The 17,950-nt window shown below is 57.1% G+C and carries 21 protein-coding genes; 18 read left to right on the top strand and 3 right to left on the bottom strand.

Features of this window, described 5'->3' with window-relative positions:
- Nucleotides 1-50: 50 nt before the first annotated feature.
- The 13 genes from hemH to rloA3 all read left to right on the top strand — a co-directional run bounded on the left by hemH (nucleotide 51) and on the right by rloA3 (nucleotide 11,387).
- The gene (hemH, locus tag GYM47_RS12040) at nucleotides 51-1,130 is read left to right on the top strand and encodes a ferrochelatase (RefSeq protein ID WP_139526820.1); all 1,080 of its coding nucleotides are present in this window, start codon (nucleotides 51-53) and stop codon (nucleotides 1,128-1,130) included.
- 202 nt (nucleotides 1,131-1,332) lie between these two features.
- Nucleotides 1,333-3,681, top strand: coding sequence for a putative monovalent cation/H+ antiporter subunit A (locus GYM47_RS12035; RefSeq protein ID WP_153843759.1), 2,349 nt, complete (start codon nucleotides 1,333-1,335; stop codon nucleotides 3,679-3,681).
- Nucleotides 3,674-4,105: a Na+/H+ antiporter subunit B gene (locus GYM47_RS12030; protein WP_044628498.1), complete on the top strand. Its 432-nt coding sequence runs from the start codon at nucleotides 3,674-3,676 to the stop codon at nucleotides 4,103-4,105. Before GYM47_RS12035 ends, GYM47_RS12030 begins: the two co-directional genes overlap by 8 nt.
- 33 nt (nucleotides 4,106-4,138) lie before the next feature.
- Nucleotides 4,139-4,486 (top strand): Na+/H+ antiporter subunit C, encoded by a 348-nt coding sequence (locus GYM47_RS12025; protein ID WP_139526823.1) that lies wholly within the window; start codon nucleotides 4,139-4,141, stop codon nucleotides 4,484-4,486.
- Complete coding sequence (locus GYM47_RS12020; protein ID WP_139526825.1) at nucleotides 4,483-6,084, top strand: Na+/H+ antiporter subunit D; 1,602 nt, start codon at nucleotides 4,483-4,485, stop codon at nucleotides 6,082-6,084. The genes GYM47_RS12025 and GYM47_RS12020 overlap by 4 nt, the downstream gene beginning before the upstream one ends.
- A complete protein-coding gene (locus GYM47_RS12015; RefSeq protein ID WP_044628501.1) occupies nucleotides 6,081-6,554 on the top strand; it encodes a Na+/H+ antiporter subunit E in 474 nt (157 codons plus the stop codon). The genes GYM47_RS12020 and GYM47_RS12015 overlap by 4 nt, the downstream gene beginning before the upstream one ends.
- Nucleotides 6,554-6,823 (top strand): MrpF/PhaF family protein, encoded by a 270-nt coding sequence (locus tag GYM47_RS12010; protein ID WP_044628502.1) that lies wholly within the window; start codon nucleotides 6,554-6,556, stop codon nucleotides 6,821-6,823. The genes GYM47_RS12015 and GYM47_RS12010 overlap by 1 nt, the downstream gene beginning before the upstream one ends.
- Entirely contained in the window at nucleotides 6,816-7,220 is a 405-nt protein-coding gene (gene mnhG, locus GYM47_RS12005; protein ID WP_139526827.1) for a monovalent cation/H(+) antiporter subunit G, read from the top strand. Before GYM47_RS12010 ends, mnhG begins: the two co-directional genes overlap by 8 nt.
- 288 nt (nucleotides 7,221-7,508) lie before the next feature.
- Nucleotides 7,509-7,592, top strand: coding sequence for a hypothetical protein (locus GYM47_RS18375; RefSeq protein WP_231125653.1), 84 nt, complete (start codon nucleotides 7,509-7,511; stop codon nucleotides 7,590-7,592).
- Nucleotides 7,576-8,997 (top strand): DASH family cryptochrome, encoded by a 1,422-nt coding sequence (locus tag GYM47_RS11995; RefSeq protein ID WP_153843758.1) that lies wholly within the window; start codon nucleotides 7,576-7,578, stop codon nucleotides 8,995-8,997. The genes GYM47_RS18375 and GYM47_RS11995 overlap by 17 nt, the downstream gene beginning before the upstream one ends.
- A gap of 2 nt (nucleotides 8,998-8,999) precedes the next feature.
- Nucleotides 9,000-9,446, top strand: a complete 447-nt coding sequence (locus tag GYM47_RS11990; protein ID WP_153843757.1) for a DUF3429 domain-containing protein — start codon at nucleotides 9,000-9,002, stop codon at nucleotides 9,444-9,446.
- Between the two features lie 59 nt (nucleotides 9,447-9,505).
- Nucleotides 9,506-10,780, top strand: a complete 1,275-nt coding sequence (locus GYM47_RS11985; protein ID WP_231125650.1) for a lytic murein transglycosylase — start codon at nucleotides 9,506-9,508, stop codon at nucleotides 10,778-10,780.
- Between the two features lie 37 nt (nucleotides 10,781-10,817).
- Nucleotides 10,818-11,387 carry a retropepsin-like aspartic peptidase RloA3 gene (gene rloA3, locus GYM47_RS11980; RefSeq protein ID WP_139526835.1) on the top strand — a complete coding sequence of 190 codons (570 nt, stop codon included), beginning with the start codon at nucleotides 10,818-10,820 and terminating at the stop codon, nucleotides 11,385-11,387.
- A gap of 22 nt (nucleotides 11,388-11,409) precedes the next feature.
- Here the strand turns inward: rloA3 and GYM47_RS11975 are convergent, their stop codons facing one another.
- Nucleotides 11,410-12,120: a 16S rRNA (uracil(1498)-N(3))-methyltransferase gene (locus GYM47_RS11975; RefSeq protein ID WP_153843756.1), complete on the bottom strand. Its 711-nt coding sequence runs from the start codon at nucleotides 12,118-12,120 to the stop codon at nucleotides 11,410-11,412.
- Nucleotides 12,121-12,255: 135 nt separating this feature from the next.
- Between GYM47_RS11975 and phaR the strand changes: the two genes are divergently transcribed.
- The 5 genes from phaR to GYM47_RS11950 all read left to right on the top strand — a co-directional run bounded on the left by phaR (nucleotide 12,256) and on the right by GYM47_RS11950 (nucleotide 15,826).
- Nucleotides 12,256-12,720, top strand: a complete 465-nt coding sequence (gene phaR / locus GYM47_RS11970; protein ID WP_139526839.1) for a polyhydroxyalkanoate synthesis repressor PhaR — start codon at nucleotides 12,256-12,258, stop codon at nucleotides 12,718-12,720.
- 67 nt (nucleotides 12,721-12,787) lie between these two features.
- Entirely contained in the window at nucleotides 12,788-14,074 is a 1,287-nt protein-coding gene (gene purD / locus GYM47_RS11965) for a phosphoribosylamine--glycine ligase (RefSeq protein WP_153843755.1), read from the top strand.
- 46 nt (nucleotides 14,075-14,120) lie between these two features.
- Nucleotides 14,121-14,561: an acyl-CoA thioesterase gene (locus tag GYM47_RS11960; RefSeq protein ID WP_139526843.1), complete on the top strand. Its 441-nt coding sequence runs from the start codon at nucleotides 14,121-14,123 to the stop codon at nucleotides 14,559-14,561.
- Nucleotides 14,562-15,434 carry a phosphoribulokinase gene (locus GYM47_RS11955; RefSeq protein ID WP_139526845.1) on the top strand — a complete coding sequence of 291 codons (873 nt, stop codon included), beginning with the start codon at nucleotides 14,562-14,564 and terminating at the stop codon, nucleotides 15,432-15,434.
- A gap of 50 nt (nucleotides 15,435-15,484) precedes the next feature.
- Nucleotides 15,485-15,826, top strand: coding sequence for a histidine triad nucleotide-binding protein (locus tag GYM47_RS11950; protein WP_139526848.1), 342 nt, complete (start codon nucleotides 15,485-15,487; stop codon nucleotides 15,824-15,826).
- A 78-nt stretch (nucleotides 15,827-15,904) separates the two neighbouring features.
- On the opposite strand, the gene ettA is transcribed toward GYM47_RS11950, so the two are convergent.
- Nucleotides 15,905-17,566, bottom strand: a complete 1,662-nt coding sequence (gene ettA, locus GYM47_RS11945) for an energy-dependent translational throttle protein EttA (protein WP_139526850.1) — start codon at nucleotides 17,564-17,566, stop codon at nucleotides 15,905-15,907.
- A gap of 151 nt (nucleotides 17,567-17,717) precedes the next feature.
- Nucleotides 17,718-17,930, bottom strand: coding sequence for a PA3496 family putative envelope integrity protein (locus tag GYM47_RS11940; protein WP_139526852.1), 213 nt, complete (start codon nucleotides 17,928-17,930; stop codon nucleotides 17,718-17,720).
- Nucleotides 17,931-17,950 lie beyond the last annotated feature (20 nt).

The following is a 17,950-nucleotide window of genomic DNA, read 5'->3' as shown; positions in this document are numbered from 1 at the left end:
TGAAAAGTGTTAAGATTTTGCCCATTACGTACACCCGAGGAGTTAGCGAGATGGCCGATAGCATCGTGAAGGATCAACCCGGTGAGGGGCGCTTGGCCCACGCGCCCAGCAGCCACCCTGCCGTTCCCCGCGCCAAGGTGGGCGTCGTTCTAGCGAATCTGGGAACGCCCGATGCCACCGATTACTGGTCCATGCGTCGCTATCTCAGCGAGTTCTTGTCCGATAAACGAGTCGTAGATTATGCCGGATGGAAATGGCAGCCTCTTTTGCAGCTCATCATCCTGACCAAGCGTCCGTTCTCCTCGGGCAACGCGTACAAAAGCATCTGGAATAACGAGAAGAACGAAAGCCCGTTGCTGACCATCACCCGTGCACAAACGGAAAAAATGACCGAGCGCCTGAAAGCGCTTTACGGCGACGATGTCGAGGTCGATTTCTGTATGCGCTACGGCAATCCTTCAACGGACAGCGTGCTCAAACGCATGAAAGAGAAGGGTTGTGAGCGCATCGTCTTCTTCCCGCTCTATCCGCAGTACGGCTCGCCCACTACCGCTACTGCCAATGATCAAGCGTTTCGTACGCTGATGAAAATGAAGTGGCAGCCCTATATCCGTACCGTACCGGCCTATTTCGAGCATCCGACGTATATCCAGGCGTTGGCTAACTCGGTACAAGAGGCGTACGACGGCTTCGATAGTCGTCCCACCAAACTCGTGGCGAGCTATCACGGCGTGCCGGAGCGTTATCTGATGGAGGGTGACCCCTACCACTGCCAGTGTCAGAAAACGACGCGCCTACTGCGTGAAAAGCTGGGGTTGAGCAAAGAGGAGGTCGATACTGCGTTTCAGTCGCAGTTCGGTCCTGAAAAGTGGGTCGGTCCGCAAACGGTCGACCATGTTGCCGAACTGGCGAAACAAGGGCACAAGCACATTGCGATTCTTTCGCCAGCCTTTTCCTCTGATTGTGTCGAGACCCTCGAAGAGATCAAAGAGGAGATCCACGATAGTTTCATGGAAGCGGGTGGTGAAACCTTTAGCTACATCCCTTGCTTGAACGATCGCGATGACCATATCGATGCACTATTGGCGGTAGTGAATAACGAATTATCGGGTTGGTTACCAACAACGTAACGTCATATGGCGGTGCATAAAACCGCCTAGCGTATTGCGCTAGGCGGTTTTTTATTGAGAACGACTTTCCTAGAAAAGTGGGAAGGGTTGGTATAAGGTTTGTGGATATAAAATCACACTTATTCAACGCTCGAACGGCTGCTGACGTGTCGACAAGCGGCCGTTTTGAGGTGAATGCACGCAATTAGGGAGAAGGCGCCGGATGCAATTTGCCGTATTAATGGGCTTCGTGTTGGCAGCGCTGTCACCGCTGCTCAACCGCTGGTTTGGGGAGCGAGCAAGCCTGCTGCTTGCGCTATTTCCGGCACTTTTGGCCGCTTGGTTGTTAAGCCAAGCGCCGTTGGTTCTCCATGAGGGCCCTCAGCTATTGGCGTGGTCGTGGGTGCCGTCATTGGGTATCAGCTTAAGCTTTTTGCTCGATGGCCTGTCGCTGCTGTTTGGCTTGCTGATTACGGGGATCGGCACCTGCGTCTTGGTCTATGCAGGTGGCTATTTGAAAGGTCATCAGGATATGGCCCGTTTCCATTTGGCTCTGGTCGCGTTCATGGCCTCCATGCTGGGGCTCGTGCTCGCCGATGGCCTGCTTACGCTATTCATTTTTTGGGAACTGACCAGCATCACCTCCTACCTCCTGATTGGCTTCAATCACCAGGATATCGAGGCGCGTAAATCGGCACGTCAAGGTTTGTTCGTGACGGTGGCCGGTGGGTTGGCACTGATGGCAGGGCTAGTGCTGCTGGGTGTAGCAAGCGGTAGCTGGTCTCTCCATGACATTCTGCGCGCCGATGAGGACCTGCGCCAACACGCGCTCTATACCCCCATGTTGATCTGTTTGTTGCTGGGTGCGTTTACCAAATCGGCGCAGTTCCCTTTCCATTTCTGGTTGCCCAACGCCATGGCAGCGCCAACGCCCGTGTCCGCCTATCTGCACTCCGCCACCATGGTGAAGGCGGGCATTTACTTATTGGCACGGCTGCAGCCCGAGCTGGGTGGCACTGCCCTATGGGTGACGATACTCTCCGTGGTCGGAGCGACCACCATGCTGACCGGCGCTTTTCTGGCGATTCATCACACCAACATCAAGAAGTTGCTGGCGTACTCGACGGTCATGGCGCTGGGTACGCTGACCATGCTGTTAGGCATTGGCTCCGAGTATGCCATGACAGCGTTCGTGACGTTCTTGCTGGCCCACTCACTGTACAAAGGCGCCCTGTTCATGGTGGCGGGGATTCTTGATCACGAAACCGGTACCAAGGATGTCACGGCCATGGGGGGACTGCGCAGCGTGATGCCCGTGACGGCGACCATTGCACTGATAGCAGCGCTTTCCTTGGCGGGTGTGCCACCGTTACTCGGCTTTATCGGTAAAGAGCTAATGCTCGAAGCAGCGCTAGGCGCCGAGCGTGTCCGGTCAATATTGGTGGTGTTCGCCTTTATGGCGGCCGTGTTGACCATTGCGGTGGCGTCCATCATCGCGCTGCGACCTTTTTATGGCGCACGCCATGAAACTCCTAAAACGCCCCATGAAGCACCGCTAAGCATGCTGATCGGCCCAGGCCTATTGGCCCTTGGATCGCTCGCGCTTGGCTTAGCGCCCGCCATGTTGGGAGCCGATGCGTTATTGACGTCGGCGGCCACGGCAGTGGCGGGGGAGGCGCTGCCGATCTCGCTGTCGCTGTGGTATGGCGTCAACATGGCGTTGATCATGTCCGTGGTGAGCCTACTGCTCGGTTTCTTTCTCTTCAAGCGTTGGGACAGTGTACGTGGCCAGTTGGCCAGACTGACCCCCGTGATGCGCTATGGGCCCGAAGCAGGCTACGAGGGCCTGATGAATGGCATCGTGCGCTTTTCCGAGTGGCAAACTCGACTCCTGCAAAACGGCTATATGCGTAACTATATATTGGTGATGCTGGTCGTGCTGATTGCGCTAATCGGCAACTCCATTTTGTTGCGCCATTCCCCCCAGCTAGCGCTCGAGCTAGACGTGCGCTTTCACGAAGTGATCGTGGTGGGCACCATGGCGATGGGGGCTCTGTTCGCCACGATTTCGCGCTCTCGGTTGGGAGCCGTTGTCTCGGTCGGCATCATGGGCTTCTCCATCGCGCTGATCTTCATTCTGTTCAGCGCGCCGGACTTAGGCATTACCCAACTGCTCGTTGAAACCATGACGGTGATTCTGCTAGTCCTGGTGCTCTTCCGGCTGCCTCGCTTCTCCAACCTCTCCACGAATCTGGAGCGCATTCGCGATGGGTCGGTTGCAGCGACCATGGGCGTGCTGATGTTCTTATTGATCATGACGGCGTGGAGTATCGATCAGTTCGAAAGCATCTCGACCTACATGGTCGAGAACAGTGCGCCGCTTGCCCATGGTCGAAATATCGTCAATGTCATCCTGGTCGATTACCGTGCCCTCGACACCTTGGGTGAGATGTTCGTGCTAGCGTTGGCCGCCATTGGCGTGATTGCCATGCTCAAGCTTCGCCACGGCGAAACGGAGGGTAGGACAAATAGTGGCGAAAAAGCCAGCGTGAAGGAGCCCTACGATGGTTAAATCAGGCACGATCATTTTAAACACCGCAGCGCGCTTTCTCATGCCGCTGCAGCTCATGTTCTCGGTCTTCCTGCTGCTGCGGGGGCATGATGAGCCCGGGGGAGGATTCATTGCTGGGCTCGTGGCAGCGGGCGCGTTCACTTTGTATTTATTTGCCTTTGGCGTAAGCGCCACGAAAGAGGTACTGCGCATGGTCGACCCGCGAGACTTGATCGGCGCAGGACTCTTTTTTGGGATGATCTCGGTAGTGCCCGCTTGGTTCATGGGGCAGCCTTTTCTGACTGCTCAGTGGTGGACGATTCCGGTGATCGACTTCAAAGCCTCGACGCCGCTGATTTTCGATATTGGCGTCTATCTGGCGGTACTGGGCTCCGTCATGGGTATGGTCATGGCATTAATGGAGGTGGATAAGGATGAGCCATAAGTCCCTTAGACTCATCGAATCGGGAGGTCGCCGATGGAACCGTTAATGGCCCTCGTCATAGGCCTGCTCTACGCGACCGCCATATTCATGATGTTGCGTCGCTCTATCGTCAAGCTGGTGATTGGTCTGCTGCTACTGTCTAACGCCGCTAACCTGTTAATTTTTACCACGGCCGGTATGACGCGGGGTGCGCCCCCCCTGATCCCCGAAGGCATGATGCAGCCATTGGGTGGCGTTGCCGACCCCTTGCCGCAAGCAGTGGTATTGACGGCTATCGTGATTGCCTTTGGTGTATTGGCGTTTGCGGTGGTGCTGATTCGCCGCGCTTATGAAATCGTCAAGGCCGATGACTTGGACAAGATGAAGGATACCGACACGTGAGGCCTGAAGTCGCACTCCCCGTTTTACTGCCGCTACTTTCTGGGGCCATTTCGCTGATGTTTTGGCGTTCGCGCCCGATGCAGCGTTTTATTGCCGTGGCGGGCAACGTCGCGCTATTCGTCGTCAGCCTGTGGCTGTTCGTTGCGGTCTTAGAAGATGGCTACATCACCATTCAAATGGGCAGCTGGCCAGCACCGTTTGGGATAACGCTCGTCGCTGACATGCTCAGCGCTGTGATGATACTGCTCACCGGCATCATCGGCTTGGCCATGGGGATTTACTCCCTGGCGACGACTGGCCGCGGCCACGAAAAATTTGGCTACTACCCGCTGATGCATTTGCTACTGGCGGGGGTGGCGGGCGCCTTTTTAACGGGCGATATCTTCAACCTCTATGTCTGGTTCGAAGTGATGTTGGTGGCCTCGTTTGCGCTCCTAACGCTCGGTGGCGAGCGCGCCCAGATGGAGGGCGCCATCAAGTACGTCACGCTCAACCTGCTGGCTTCGGTGATTTTTCTCAGCGCGGTGGGGTTGCTCTACGGCACGGTGGGAACGCTCAATATGGCCGATATTGCGCTGCGCATGGATGAGGCCGAGCACAGCGGTATGGTCGAAGTGCTGGCGGTGATGTTCATGGTGGCCTTTGGTATCAAAGCCGCCGCGTTTCCGCTATTTTTTTGGCTGCCTGCGTCCTATCATACGCCGCCGGTGGCGGTATCGGCGTTGTTTGCGGGACTGCTCACCAAGGTGGGCGTTTACTCGCTGTTTCGGGTATTTACGCTGATCTTTGATCAAACCATGGGCTACCTCCAAGACATCATGCTGTGGGGAGCAGTATTGACCATGGTGACCGGCGTGTTAGGCGCCGCCGCTCAGTATGAATTTCGTCGTATCCTCTCGTTTCATATCGTCAGTCAGATTGGTTACATGATATTGGGACTGGCGCTCTATACGCCGCTGGCCATTGCCGGCGGTGTGTTCGCGATCATGCACAATATCATCGTCAAGACGAACCTGTTCTTGATCAGCGGCATTACGCATCGCCTCCAAGGGACGTACCAGCTCAAAAAAATGGGTGGGCTCTATCGTGAGCGGCCTTGGCTGGCCGTCGCGTTTTTTATCAGCGCGTTTTCTCTGGCGGGTATCCCACCGCTCTCGGGGTTTTTTGCGAAGTTCGTGCTGGTGCGCGCGGGCTTTGAGGCAGAGGCTTACGTGGCGACCGGCATCGCTCTGGCCGTGGGTTTGATGACGCTCTACTCCATGGTGAAGATCTGGAACGAAGTGTTCTGGAAGGCGCTACCTGAAGAAAACCAGGTGCCCGAAACACCGACACCGACTGGCGATGACGGCCGGTTGCTGAAGCCCAGCCTGTGGATGATGTATCTGCCTGTCGTGGTGCTGGCCATGATGTCCCTGCTCATTGGCGTGTTTGCCGAACCCATCATGCTGGTGATGAACCAAATAGGCGATCAATTGATGACGCCTTCAGGCTATATCGAAGCGGTACTCGGTGCCTCCGCAAGCGCGGAAGCAGCGCTACTGGATCCCCTTGAGATACAGGCCGAACGTGTCGATGACCGCTTGGAGGAAACACCATGACAGGCGCCATTTGGAACCTCTTGCTTGGTTTGGCCTGGGTGCTGCTGAGCGGCGACTTCTCCGGGTTGAATTTGTTGGTAGGGATGATTTTTGGCTATATCGCGTTGCTGCTGATCGAGCCTCAAGTCGATGGGTTGAAAGGCTATCCTGCTCGTGTGCCGCGCTTCATCGGCTTTCTCGGCTTTTTCATCAAAGAGTTGGTTCAGGCCAACTTACGCGTGGCATTCGATATCCTGACGCCGCCTTGGCACATGCAGCCGGGGGTCATTGCCTTACCGCTGTCGGCACGCACCGAAATGGAGATCACCCTGGTGGCGAATTTGATTTCGCTCACACCGGGTACCCTGAGCCTAGACGTGTCCGATGACCGTAAAGTGTTGTATATCCATGCGATGTTCCTGGACGACGAAGAGGAGCTTCGGCGCAATTTGAAAGAGATGGAACACAGGGCACTGGAGTTATTTCGTTAATGGAAACCGTGATTTTAATTAGTCAGGTGATCATGGGCTTGGCGCTCGTGCTGACCTTCGTTCGCGTGGTGCGTGGACCTAGTCTGCCAGATCGCGTAGTGGCCCTAGAACTGTTCTCGACGACGGTCGTGGGGTTGGTCGGTGTGTATGCCATTCAATCGGGCGTCTCCAGCTTTTTGGATGCGGCCATCGTCATTGCGTTGATGGGGTTTTTGGCCGCGATTGGCTTTGCACGCTTCTTGGAACGGGGAGGGCCTCGGGATGATTGATGCCATCAAAGGCGCCATGCTGCTGGTTGGCGCGAGTTTTATGCTGCTAGCCGCCGTAGGGCTCCTTCGCTTGCCCGATCTACTGACACGCATGCATGCCACCACCAAAGCCGCCGCGCTGGGTGTGATTCTGATCATGTTGGCCTCGGCCATGCATTTTGCCGAGGTAGGGGTCGTCGCTCGTTCGTTAGCCATTATCGTGTTCATTTTGATCACCGCACCTATTGCCGCCCACGTGATTGGCCGAGCCGGTTACTTTGTAGGTTCTCGGCTTTGGAGCGGCACGGTCAAAGATGAGCTGCGCCCTAACTACGACCCGCTCACCCATGAGCTGAAAAGCGGTATGGAGACGCAAGAAAACGCGAAGCGCCACCCTCGCAATACCGATCCCGACTAACGTTAAGAGTCACCGTAATTAAGAGAAGCCACCCAGGTTGGGTGGCTTTTTTTATGCGCGACTTAAAAGAGGGTAGGTGCGTGTTATGGCAAAGTCGAGGTATCAATTTATATACAATAATTGTACTGTATAAGTTATTATGTCCATGTATTACGGCGTAGCGTGGCATAGCCAGCACGCAGCGAGATGGATAGATGAAACGGAAACACGATTTACCGCAAAAAGACTGCGTTCAATGCCAGCGCCCATTTACTTGGCGGAAAAAAATGGGCGCGCTGCTGGGACGAGGTGCGCTTCTGCAGCGAACGTTGCCGTCGCGAGGCCAAGCAGCACAGCACGCCGAGGAGGCAAGAGCATGAACAGCACGACTGACATTGTCTGGCTGCAGGATAATCTGCGTGTCGCCGACAACCCCTTATTACATTTCGAACACTGCCCACATCAGCTACTCTGCCTTTACGTGCTCGACCAGCGTTGGCTCCAGGCGGCCGTGCCGGGTGAAAAGACGCCTAGGCTAGGACCAGCGCGTTTGCGCTTTTTATGGCAAAGCTTGATGGAGCTTCGCGGAGAATTGTTGCGCCGAGGTAGCGACCTGTTGGTGCGCATTGGCGACCCGGCAGCGGTCGTCGTCGAACTGGCTACCTCGCTTGATGCGCGTGAAGTCCGAGTGGCTGAACACTCAGGATGCGAAGAGTCGAAGAACATCACTCGCGCGGCTGCCGGTTTGCCCGATAGTTGCCGACTTTACCGTGCAGATAGCGGTTATTTGATCGACGCTGCTGCGCTGCCGTTCGAATTGGACGCGTTGCCATCCAGTTTTTCCGCGTTTCGTCGCAGTGTAGAAAAACAGTGTGAAATACCGCCTCCCTTACCCGCGCCGGTCACCCTGCCAGGCTGGCCTGACGGTGCGCCACGCGGTTTCCCACCGTTGAGGTCGGTGTGTGAAACCAGCGCCGCTTGGCAACCCGATAATCGTCAGGGGTTCGTATTCGTGGGCGGCGAGTCGGCAGCGAACGATCGTTTACAGCACTACTTATGGCGTCAAAACGGCGCGGAGTCTTATAAGAAAACGCGCAATGGCCTGCTAGGCGCCAACTTCTCCACGCGCTTTTCTCCGTGGCTTTCCCGTGGCTGCCTATCAGCCCGCCAAGTGAATCACGAAGTAAAAGCGTGGGAGGCCGAGTTCGGTAGCTGTGAATCAAGCTACTGGATCGTCTTCGAACTTTTATGGCGCGACTATTTTCATCGCGCTGCGCAGCTTGAAGGTGCGTCACTGTTCGGCCGTGATTCGCTGCCCGCTGCGAATGCGGCTTTCGATACGTGGCGTAACGCCGATACCGGTGTCCCCTTCATTGACGCTGCCATGCTCGAACTCAGGCGTACTGGCTGGATCTCTAATCGGGCTCGACAAAACGTCGCGAGCTTTTTAGTCAAAGATCTTCAGGTCGACTGGCGGTTAGGGGCTTGGTGGTTCGAACACTGCCTGATCGATTATGACGTGGCCAGTAACTGGGGCAACTGGCGCTACATTGCCGGAGTGGGACGCGATCCGCGGCAGGATCGCTACTTCAATGTATTGAAGCAGGCAGGCCACTACGACCCGAAAGGGCTTTACGTGGCCTACTGGTTACCTGCTCTCGAATCGTTGCCTTATGGATTGGAGCGCCACCAGCCCTGGCGTGTGGCACCTTCTCAATTCAAGCAGCCTTGCGTGTTGCCGGACGAGTGGCAGCGCTGGTTGATTGCTGCTACCGAATTCGAAGAAACGGATGAGTAACGATGGCGCGAATGGAGTCTGAAAAACGCTTGGCATGGAGCTTAGGCTTGGCCGGTCTGCTGCCGTTCATCGGTGGCGGCCTCGCCGCTTGGTGGGCACCGCCTGTCTGGCAGGTCAGTGCCATCTATGGCTTTACTTACTACAGCGCCGTGATTTTGTCGTTTTTAGGGGGCATTCATTGGGGCAGTGCGCTTCAAGTGCCCCGTGACAACAACGTACGGCGGCTAGTACTGGCCATGGTGCCTAGCCTGATAGCGTGGCCCGCTTTGCTATTCAACACGGTGACCGGGCTTTGGGTGTTGTTGGCAGGGTTTCTGTTGATGGGAGGCTACGATATTAGCCGGGAAGGGCGCGAAGGCTTTCCCAAGTGGTATCTGATCCTGCGTTGTGTGCTAACGGTGAGTGTGGTGATGCTCCATTTTGTGGTTTTGGGGCGCTTGTCTCTCTGAGGCTGGTAACTCGTTTATTTCTGAGCCATCATCAGCCTCACGCTAAGGATTGCCAAGAGATGAATACTATGACGTCACGCCCCAGGTCATTGAAACGTAATGGTTCGATACGTACCCGCCGCCACCTGCTGTGGCCACTGTTGGCCGCTGTTACTTTATACGTCCCTGCTGTGACGGCAAGCCCCCAGCTCATGACGGAAGTCGACGCCCGCGCCGCAGAGCAGGTGCGCTATGGCAACTTCAATGAGTGGCTCGGCGAGTTCCGCCGCTATGCCGCCAGCCAAGGTATCAGTGAGGCCACGCTTGCGTCGGCGTTCGATGGGATTCGTTACCGGGAGCGGGTCATCGAGCTAGATCGTTACCAGCCAGAATTCGTCCGTGCCATTTGGCAATATTTAGATAGTGCTGTGTCGCCAACGCGTATCGACAATGGACGAGAGACGCTGGCGCAGCACCGCGAGACAGCGCATATGATGCAGCAGCGCTACGGTGTCCCCGCCGAGATCATCGTAGCGATTTGGGGCGTGGAGAGTAATTACGGCAGCAATTTTGGCGATTTCTCGACACTCGAATCCCTCGCGACGCTGGCCTACGATGGCCGCCGACGAGAGTTCGCCCGGGGTGAGCTGCTGGCGGCCCTGCGCATCATCGACCAAGGGGACATTGCCGCCGAACAGATGAAAGGCTCCTGGGCGGGGGCGATGGGGCATACCCAATTTATCCCCAGCAGTTTCGAAGCCTACGCGGTGGATGGCGATGACGACGGGCGGCGCGATATTTGGGGCAGTATTCCCGATGTCATGGCGTCGACGGCGAACTATCTTGCGCGCGCTGGTTGGCAGGCAGGCCAACCCTGGGGTGCTGAGGTCAGGTTACCCGACGACTTTGACTACTCGCAAACCGACCGTAAGAGCAGCGCCGAATGGGCTGCACAAGGTGTGCGTGCCGTTCGGGGTGAGCTTCCCTCTTTCGATAGCGCTGCGGTCATCGTCCCGGCTGGGGCGAGTGGCCCTGCGTTCATCGTTGGTCCCAATTTCCGCGCGATTCTGCGCTATAACAATGCAACGAGCTATGCACTAGCCGTGGCGACGCTGGCCGATGCCATTGCCGGACGCGATGGCATCGCGCAGTCATGGCCCCGGGATGAGGCACCTTTGACGCGTGACGATGTCAGAACGCTCCAGCAGCGCTTGAACGATGCCGGTTACTCGGTAGGTGTCGCGGATGGCATCATGGGGCCGAATACCCAGGCGGGTTTGAGGGCTTTCCAGCGCGACCAGGGGATCGTTCCCGATGGCTTCGCCACTCAATCGCTGCTGGAGCGGTTACGTTAATGTTCAATCGTCGATGTTTCACCAAGGATGAGTCGAGATGGTAAAAACTGGCTTAGGAGTATGGGGTGCCAGCGTGCTGGCCAGCACGCTACTGTTGGGAGCGACTGCACAGGCAGAGGACGCTCAAACGCAAGACAACGTCTTCGGCTGGGTCGAAAATGCCTATATCGAGCCCTGGGGCATCGCGGTCAAAGCCAAGCTGGACAGCGGGGCGTTGACCTCTTCTCTGGATGCCCGAGACATTGAAATGTTCGAGAAAGAGGGTGAGGAGTGGGTGCGCTTTCGTTTGAAGCTGGAAGATCAAGAGAGCGGTGACACCTTTAGCGACCAAATCGAGCGTCCTCTCTATCGCGAGCAAACCGTGCGCGGCGCCGGGGGGCGTGACGAGCGCCCGGTGGTGCTGATGGACGTGTGCATGGGGGATACCATCTACGAGGAGCAGTTTAGCCTGCGTGACCGAGAAGAGATGATCTATCCGCTACTATTGGGGCGTCGTACCATCAGCCACCTGGGCTTGCTGGACGTACGCAATACGTTTCTACAGGAACCCGAGTGTGGAGAAAACGCTGCGTACGTTCCCCACGACCCAGAAGACGACCAGTCTTGATCCTTTATTAGTCAGGTAGCACTCAAAACAGCCGTGACAGCAGCGCGGTGACGGCTGTTTCGACGCGTAGGATGCGCGGTCCCAAGTGCATGCCGTCGCAGCCTGCCTGAATCAGTTGCTCCACCTCCCAAGGAATGAAACCACCTTCAGGACCGACCAGTAGCAGAGTGGGTTCATCCACGTCGCGTGGGCAGGCGTTTTCCATTCCCGGGTGAGCGACTAGCCCGCGACGTTCGCTCAGTAGTTGCGGGAGCTGGCCTTCTAGAAACGCTTTGAAGCCCTTGCACAGCGTCACATTGGGCAGCAGGGTATCTCGTGCTTGCTCGAGGCCCAGCACTAAATGTTGATGAATCTTGTCAGCCCTTAGCTCCGGTGATTGCCAATAGCTCTTTTCTACCCGTTTAGTATGCAGCAAGGTGATCTCTTTGACGCCCAGCGCCGTCACGTGCTCTAGCGTTCGCGCTAACATACGGGGGCGCGGCAAGGCCAGCACGAGGTGAACGGGCAGGGCGGGGGGCGCCGATTCACAAAGATCCTCCAGCGCAAAGAGCGCTTCGTGTTGACTGAGTGTTATCAGCGAGGCTTTACCCATGGCGCCGCCCTGAATGCCCACCGTCAAGCGGTCGCCCTGTTGGGCACGGTGTACGTCGTGTAAATGGGTCAAGCGCCGCGCATCGGTAATGCGCGCGTGGTGAGCGTCGACCTCGCTTGGGTCTAGCAGTATCAAATTCATAGTCGTCGTCTATTGGTCCAAGGAAAGGCGTGCTTAACACCACGAATCCGCTAAGCTGGCTTGCATGGGCGCGTGTTGCAGGCACAATAGCAGCAACGGCGACAAAAGCCTTTATCGCGTTTAAGGAGATGCGCTGTGCGCGTAATTCGTAAATATGCCAACCGCAGGTTGTACGACACCCAGCAGAGCCGTTATGTCACGCTCGAGGACCTGCGCCGTTTGATCATTGAAGAAGAGCCGTTTCGCGTCGAAGATGCGAAAAGCGGTGAAGATCTAACGCGCACCATCCTGCTATCGATCATTATCGAACAAGAACAGGCGGATAGTGAAGCCGAAGTGTTTTCCAATGACCTGCTGGCGCAGCTGATTCGTGTGTACGATATGTCCTCTCCACTGCCGCTGGCACGCTACTTGGAGCAGGGCACGCAGCTAATGCTAGAGCAGCAAAAGCGGATGCAGACCCAGTGGCAGCAGGCCATGCGCCACTCGCCGATCGAGTTCATGCGTGAATTGGCCGAAGAGAACATGCGGTTTTGGCAAAACGCGCTCAACCAGCCTACCCAGACGGACGATGACGAGACATCGGACAAGCGTTCCTAAGGCCACGGGGTGGTACGTTGTGGCATAATGCCGCCCATCGACGCTCTCCCGTTTAAGAAGGATACCCATGAAAGTTTTGATGATCGGTGGCGGTGGCCGCGAACATGCCCTGGCGTGGAAACTCGCCCAGTCCAGTGATGTCGAGCAAGTCTTCGTCGCGCCTGGCAACGCAGGGACCGCAACGGAGCCCAAGCTGACCAATGTGGCCATTGGTGTCACCGACCTAGAGGCACTGGTCGCGTTTGCTCAGCAAGAGCAGATTGCCCTGACCGTCGTTGGCCCAGAAGCGCCGCTCGTCGAAGGTGTCGTCGACCGTTTCCAAGCCGCCGGTTTGACGATTTTTGGCCCCAGCCAGCGCGCCGCCCAGCTCGAAGGCTCCAAGTCGTTCACCAAGGACTTTCTGGCCCGTCATGACATTCCCACCGCGGCCTACCAGACGTTTACGGCCGTAGAGCCTGCGCTAGCGTATTTGGCTGAGATGGGCGCGCCGATCGTGATCAAAGCCGACGGCTTAGCGGCGGGTAAAGGGGTCATCGTGGCCATGAGCGAAGCGGAAGCCGAGGCGGCGATTCGCGATATGCTCGAAGCCAATGCCTTTGGTGATGCGGGCGCGCGTGTCGTCATCGAAGAGTTTCTCGACGGCGAAGAAGCGAGCTTCATCGTCATGGTAGATGGCGAAAACGTCGTTCCGATGGCGACCAGTCAGGATCACAAGCGCGCCTACGATGGCGACACGGGCCCCAACACGGGCGGCATGGGCGCCTACTCCCCTGCGCCGGTCGTCACGCCCGACGTCGATGCGCGGATCATGGAGCAGGTCATTCTCCCCACCGTGCGCGGTATGGCCGGGGAGGGGAACGCGTATACCGGCTTCCTGTATGCGGGGCTGATGATCGATGCGCAAGGCCATCCCAAAGTCATCGAGTACAACTGCCGATTTGGTGACCCGGAAACCCAGCCGATCATGATGCGTCTTACCTCCGATTTGGCGGCGCTCTGTTTGGCTGGCGCAAAAGGCGAGCTGGCCGGAAAGCAGTGTACGTGGGATTCCCGTGCCGCCGTGGGCGTGGTGCTGGCCGCGGGTGGGTATCCCGGTAGCTATCGTAAAGGCGACGTGATTCACGGCTTGGACGATGCCGAGCGGGCGCAGTGCAAGGTCTTCCACGCGGGGACGGCGCAAAATGCAGAAGGTGAGATCACTACGGCCGGTGGGCGCGTGCTGTGTGTCACGGCCTTGGGCGACAGCGTCTCGGCGGCTCAGCAGCAGGCGTATCGAGGGGTTAGCGCGATTCATTGGGAAGGCGTCGAATTCCGCCGTGATATCGCCTTCCGCGCCATTGCGCGGGAGCAGTAAAAGCGACTTTTCCCGGTCATATCGTCACCCGACAAGGAGTAAAGCAATGGAGCGTGTCTCGCTGGACTTCCCTTTGGCAGCGGTCATTCATCGCCATTCGCTGACGGTGCGGGTGACGGATATGAATTATGGCCGCCACTTGGGGCACGATGCCCTGGTGTCGCTGCTTCATGAAGCGCGGGCGAAGGCCTTTATGGCCTTGGATCTGCCGGAGTGGGATATGCACGGCTACCCCAGCGTGGTCGTGGATCTCGCCGTGCAGTATCAACAGGAGGCGCGCTTTCCTGACGCGCTGGTCATCGAAACGGCGGTGCCCGAGCCCGAGGGCAAAGCGTTGACGATCTATCAGCGGGTCATCAAGGCAGATACAGGCGATGTCGTAGCGACCGCGCGAGTCAACAAGCTGCTACTGGACCTGGCGGTGGGTCGGCCGGTGGCGATTCCCGATGCGCTAAAGCAAACGCTGGCGGATGCCCGGGGGGGATAAATGTCGCGAGAATATCCCATCATCGCGGTGACGGGCTCGTCAGGGGCGGGGACCACGACCGTCCGCCGCAGTTTCGAGCGCATGTTCCTCCGTGAAGACGTGCATGCGGCCATGGTGGATGGCGACGCTTTCCACCGCTATACCCGCGATGATCTCAAACGTATTTTCCGCGAAGAGCCGGAGCGTAAGGACGAGCTGTCTCATTTTGCCGTCGAGGCCAACCTGCTCGACCGCTTGGAAGGCCTGTTCATCGAGTACGGAGAGCACGGTACCGGCACGTTTCGGCACTACATTCACGCGGAAGACAAGCAGAAAATCGAGGCGGGTTATCGCGTAGGCACTTTCACCGAGTGGCAGTCACTGCCCTGCGGTACCGATCTGCTCTTTTATGAAGGGTTGCATGGCGGCTTGGTGACGCAAGAGTACGATATTGCCCGTCACGTCGATTTGCTGGTCGGCGTGGCACCGACGATGAACCTCGAGTGGATTCAAAAGATCGACCGTGACACCAAACTGCGCGGCTACTCTCAGGAAGCGGTCATTGATACCATTTTGGGGCGTATGGATGATTACGTGCGCTATATTCAGCCGCAGTTTTCGCGTACCCACATCAATTTCCAGCGGGTGCCCACGGTCGATACCTCCAACCCCTTCGAAGTGCAGGATATTCCCACCGATGCCGAGTCGTTCGTGGTGATTCGTTTTCGTGACCCGTCGACGGTGGATTTTCCATGGCTGCTGGCGATGATCCAAGATTCTTTTATGACCCGTCCGCATACCCTGGTGGTGCCCGGTGCTCGTATGTCCTTGGCGATGGAGCTGATACTCGCACCGCTGGTTCGCCACCTGCTATCGCAGCGCCGTTTTCGCTAAGGTGGCGCTGCTCGACCGACCATAAACGCGCCAAACGTAAGGAGGCTGCGATGGAGTGTCTATTCTGTAAAATCATTAACCGCGAGATTCCGGCAGACATCGTGTTCGAGGATGAGCACGTACTGGCGTTCAACGATATTAACCCCCAGGCGCCAACGCATCAGCTCATCATTCCTAAAAAGCACATCCCAACGCTAAACGATATCGAAGCAGACGACGTGGCGCTCGTAGGTCGCTTACAGCACACCGCGGCACAGCTCGCCAAACAACAAGGCTTCGCGGAAGACGGCTATCGAGTGGTGATGAACTGCAATGAGATGGGTGGGCAGACCGTCTATCATATTCATATGCATCTACTGGGCGGGCGTGAGTTTACTTGGCCCGCGGGATGAGACATTCGTCAGACACGTTCCCATCGTCATAAAAAAAGCCCTGCATGAGCAGGGCTTTTTGCACCGAGGAGCACGACGTTAGGCGTCGATACGCTTGTACTTCATGCGCTTCGGCGTGTCGTTACCGACGCGTTTTTTGTGGTCCTCTTCGTACTCGGTGTAGTTACCGTCGAAGAACACCACTTCGGAATCACCTTCGAACGCCAAAATGTGCGTGGCGATACGATCCAGGAACCAACGGTCGTGAGAGATCACCATCGCGCAGCCGGGGAAGGCGAGCAACGCCTCTTCCAGAGCGCGCAGCGTTTCGATGTCCAGGTCATTCGAGGGCTCATCCAGCAACAGTACGTTAGCCCCCTGTTTCAGGGTCTGCGCTAGCTGCAGGCGACCCCGCTCACCGCCGGACAGCTCATCCAAACGTTTTTGTTGGTCGTTGCCCTTGAAGTTGAAACGGCCCACGTAGGCGCGTGAGGAGACTTCATAGCCGTTGATATTGAGAATGTCCTGCCCGTCTGACACGGCTTCCCAAACGGTCTGTTTATCGTCTAGCGCATCGCGCAACTGCTCGACGTAAGCGATGTCGACGGTTTCACCGATCACCACCTCACCGGCATCCGGCTGTTCTTTACCGGTGACCAGCTTGAACAGTGTCGATTTACCCGCGCCGTTACCACCCACGATCCCGACGATGGCGCCAGGGGGGATGGTGAAGGAGAGGTCTTGGTAGAGCAGCTTGTCATCGAAACGCTTGGTGACGTTGTGGAACTCGATCACCTTGTCACCCAGGCGCGGGCCAGGCGGAATGTAGATCTCGTTGGTCTCGTTACGCTTCTGGAAGTCGCCAGACTGCATTTCTTCGAAGCGGTTAAGGCGCGCTTTGCTCTTCGCCTGGCGGCCTTTGGCATTGCTGCGCACCCATTCGAGCTCTTGCTTGATGGCTTTCTGACGAGACGCTTCTTGCTTCGCCTCTTGGGTCAGGCGCTGCTCTTTCTGCTCCAGCCACTGGGAGTAGTTGCCTTCGAACGGAATGCCCTGCCCACGGTCAAGCTCGAGAATCCAGCCCGCAACGTTGTCCAAGAAGTAGCGGTCGTGGGTGATTGCCACGACGGTGCCATTGTAGTCGTGCAAAAAGCGCTCCAGCCAAGCCACGGACTCTGCATCCAGGTGGTTGGTGGGCTCGTCGAGTAACAGCATGTCAGGGCTGGAGAGCAGCAGACGACAGAGCGCCACACGGCGACGCTCACCGCCAGAGAGGTTGCCGACTTTTGCCTCCCATGGCGGCAGGCGTAGAGCTTCGGCGGCCACTTCTAGTTTGCGCTCGATGTTATGCGCGTCTGCCGCTTCGATGATGTTTTCTAAACGTGCTTGCTCGCTGGCAAGGGCATCGAAGTCCGCGTCAGGTTCAGCGTAAGCGGCGTATACCGCATCGAGCTTTTCCTGTGCTTCTTTGATGGCACCCAGCGCTTCTTCGACGGTATCACGGACGTTTTTCTCGTCATCTAGCTGCGGCTCCTGGGGCAAATAGCCCACATTGATACCGGGCATCGGACGAGCTTCACCTTCAAACTCTTTATCGACACCGGCCATAATGCGCAGCAGCGTGGATTTACCGGCACCGTTCAAACCCAGCACGCCAATTTTGGCGCCGGGGAAGAACGAGAGCGAAATATCCTTGAGAATTTGCTTTTTGGGCGGCACGACTTTGCCGACCCGGTTCATGGTGAATACGTATTGCGCCATGGAAATCCGTTAGGTTGTAGTAAAAGCGAGACCAGCAAGAGGCTGGCTTGGTGCACAGATGATAGTGCCCAGCGCGGCTAAAGGCCAGTAAACCCGCGTTGCAAGAGGCGCCCAAAAAGAAGGGCACGTCTAGGTGCCCTCCGGGTCGTCATTACTCTTCTTCGTCCCAGTCGTCTTCGATCGCCCGCTGCAGGCGACGCTCTTCCAGCCACGCTTCTACTTGGCGACGTGCACGCAGGGTATCCGCTTTACTGGGTTTGCTTTTACCGTAGTGATCGTCGTTGACGGCATCCACAGTGTCGAAATCGTCTGCGTCAAGACCGTCGTTGGTATAGGTGTCACGATTTAAGGGGTCACGGCTCATGGTATGCCCTCCAACCCAAG

Source organism: Vreelandella piezotolerans (assembly GCF_012427705.1).
Classification (GTDB): Bacteria; Pseudomonadota; Gammaproteobacteria; order Pseudomonadales; family Halomonadaceae; genus Vreelandella; species Vreelandella piezotolerans.
This window is presented reverse-complemented; position numbering and strand designations above follow the sequence as displayed.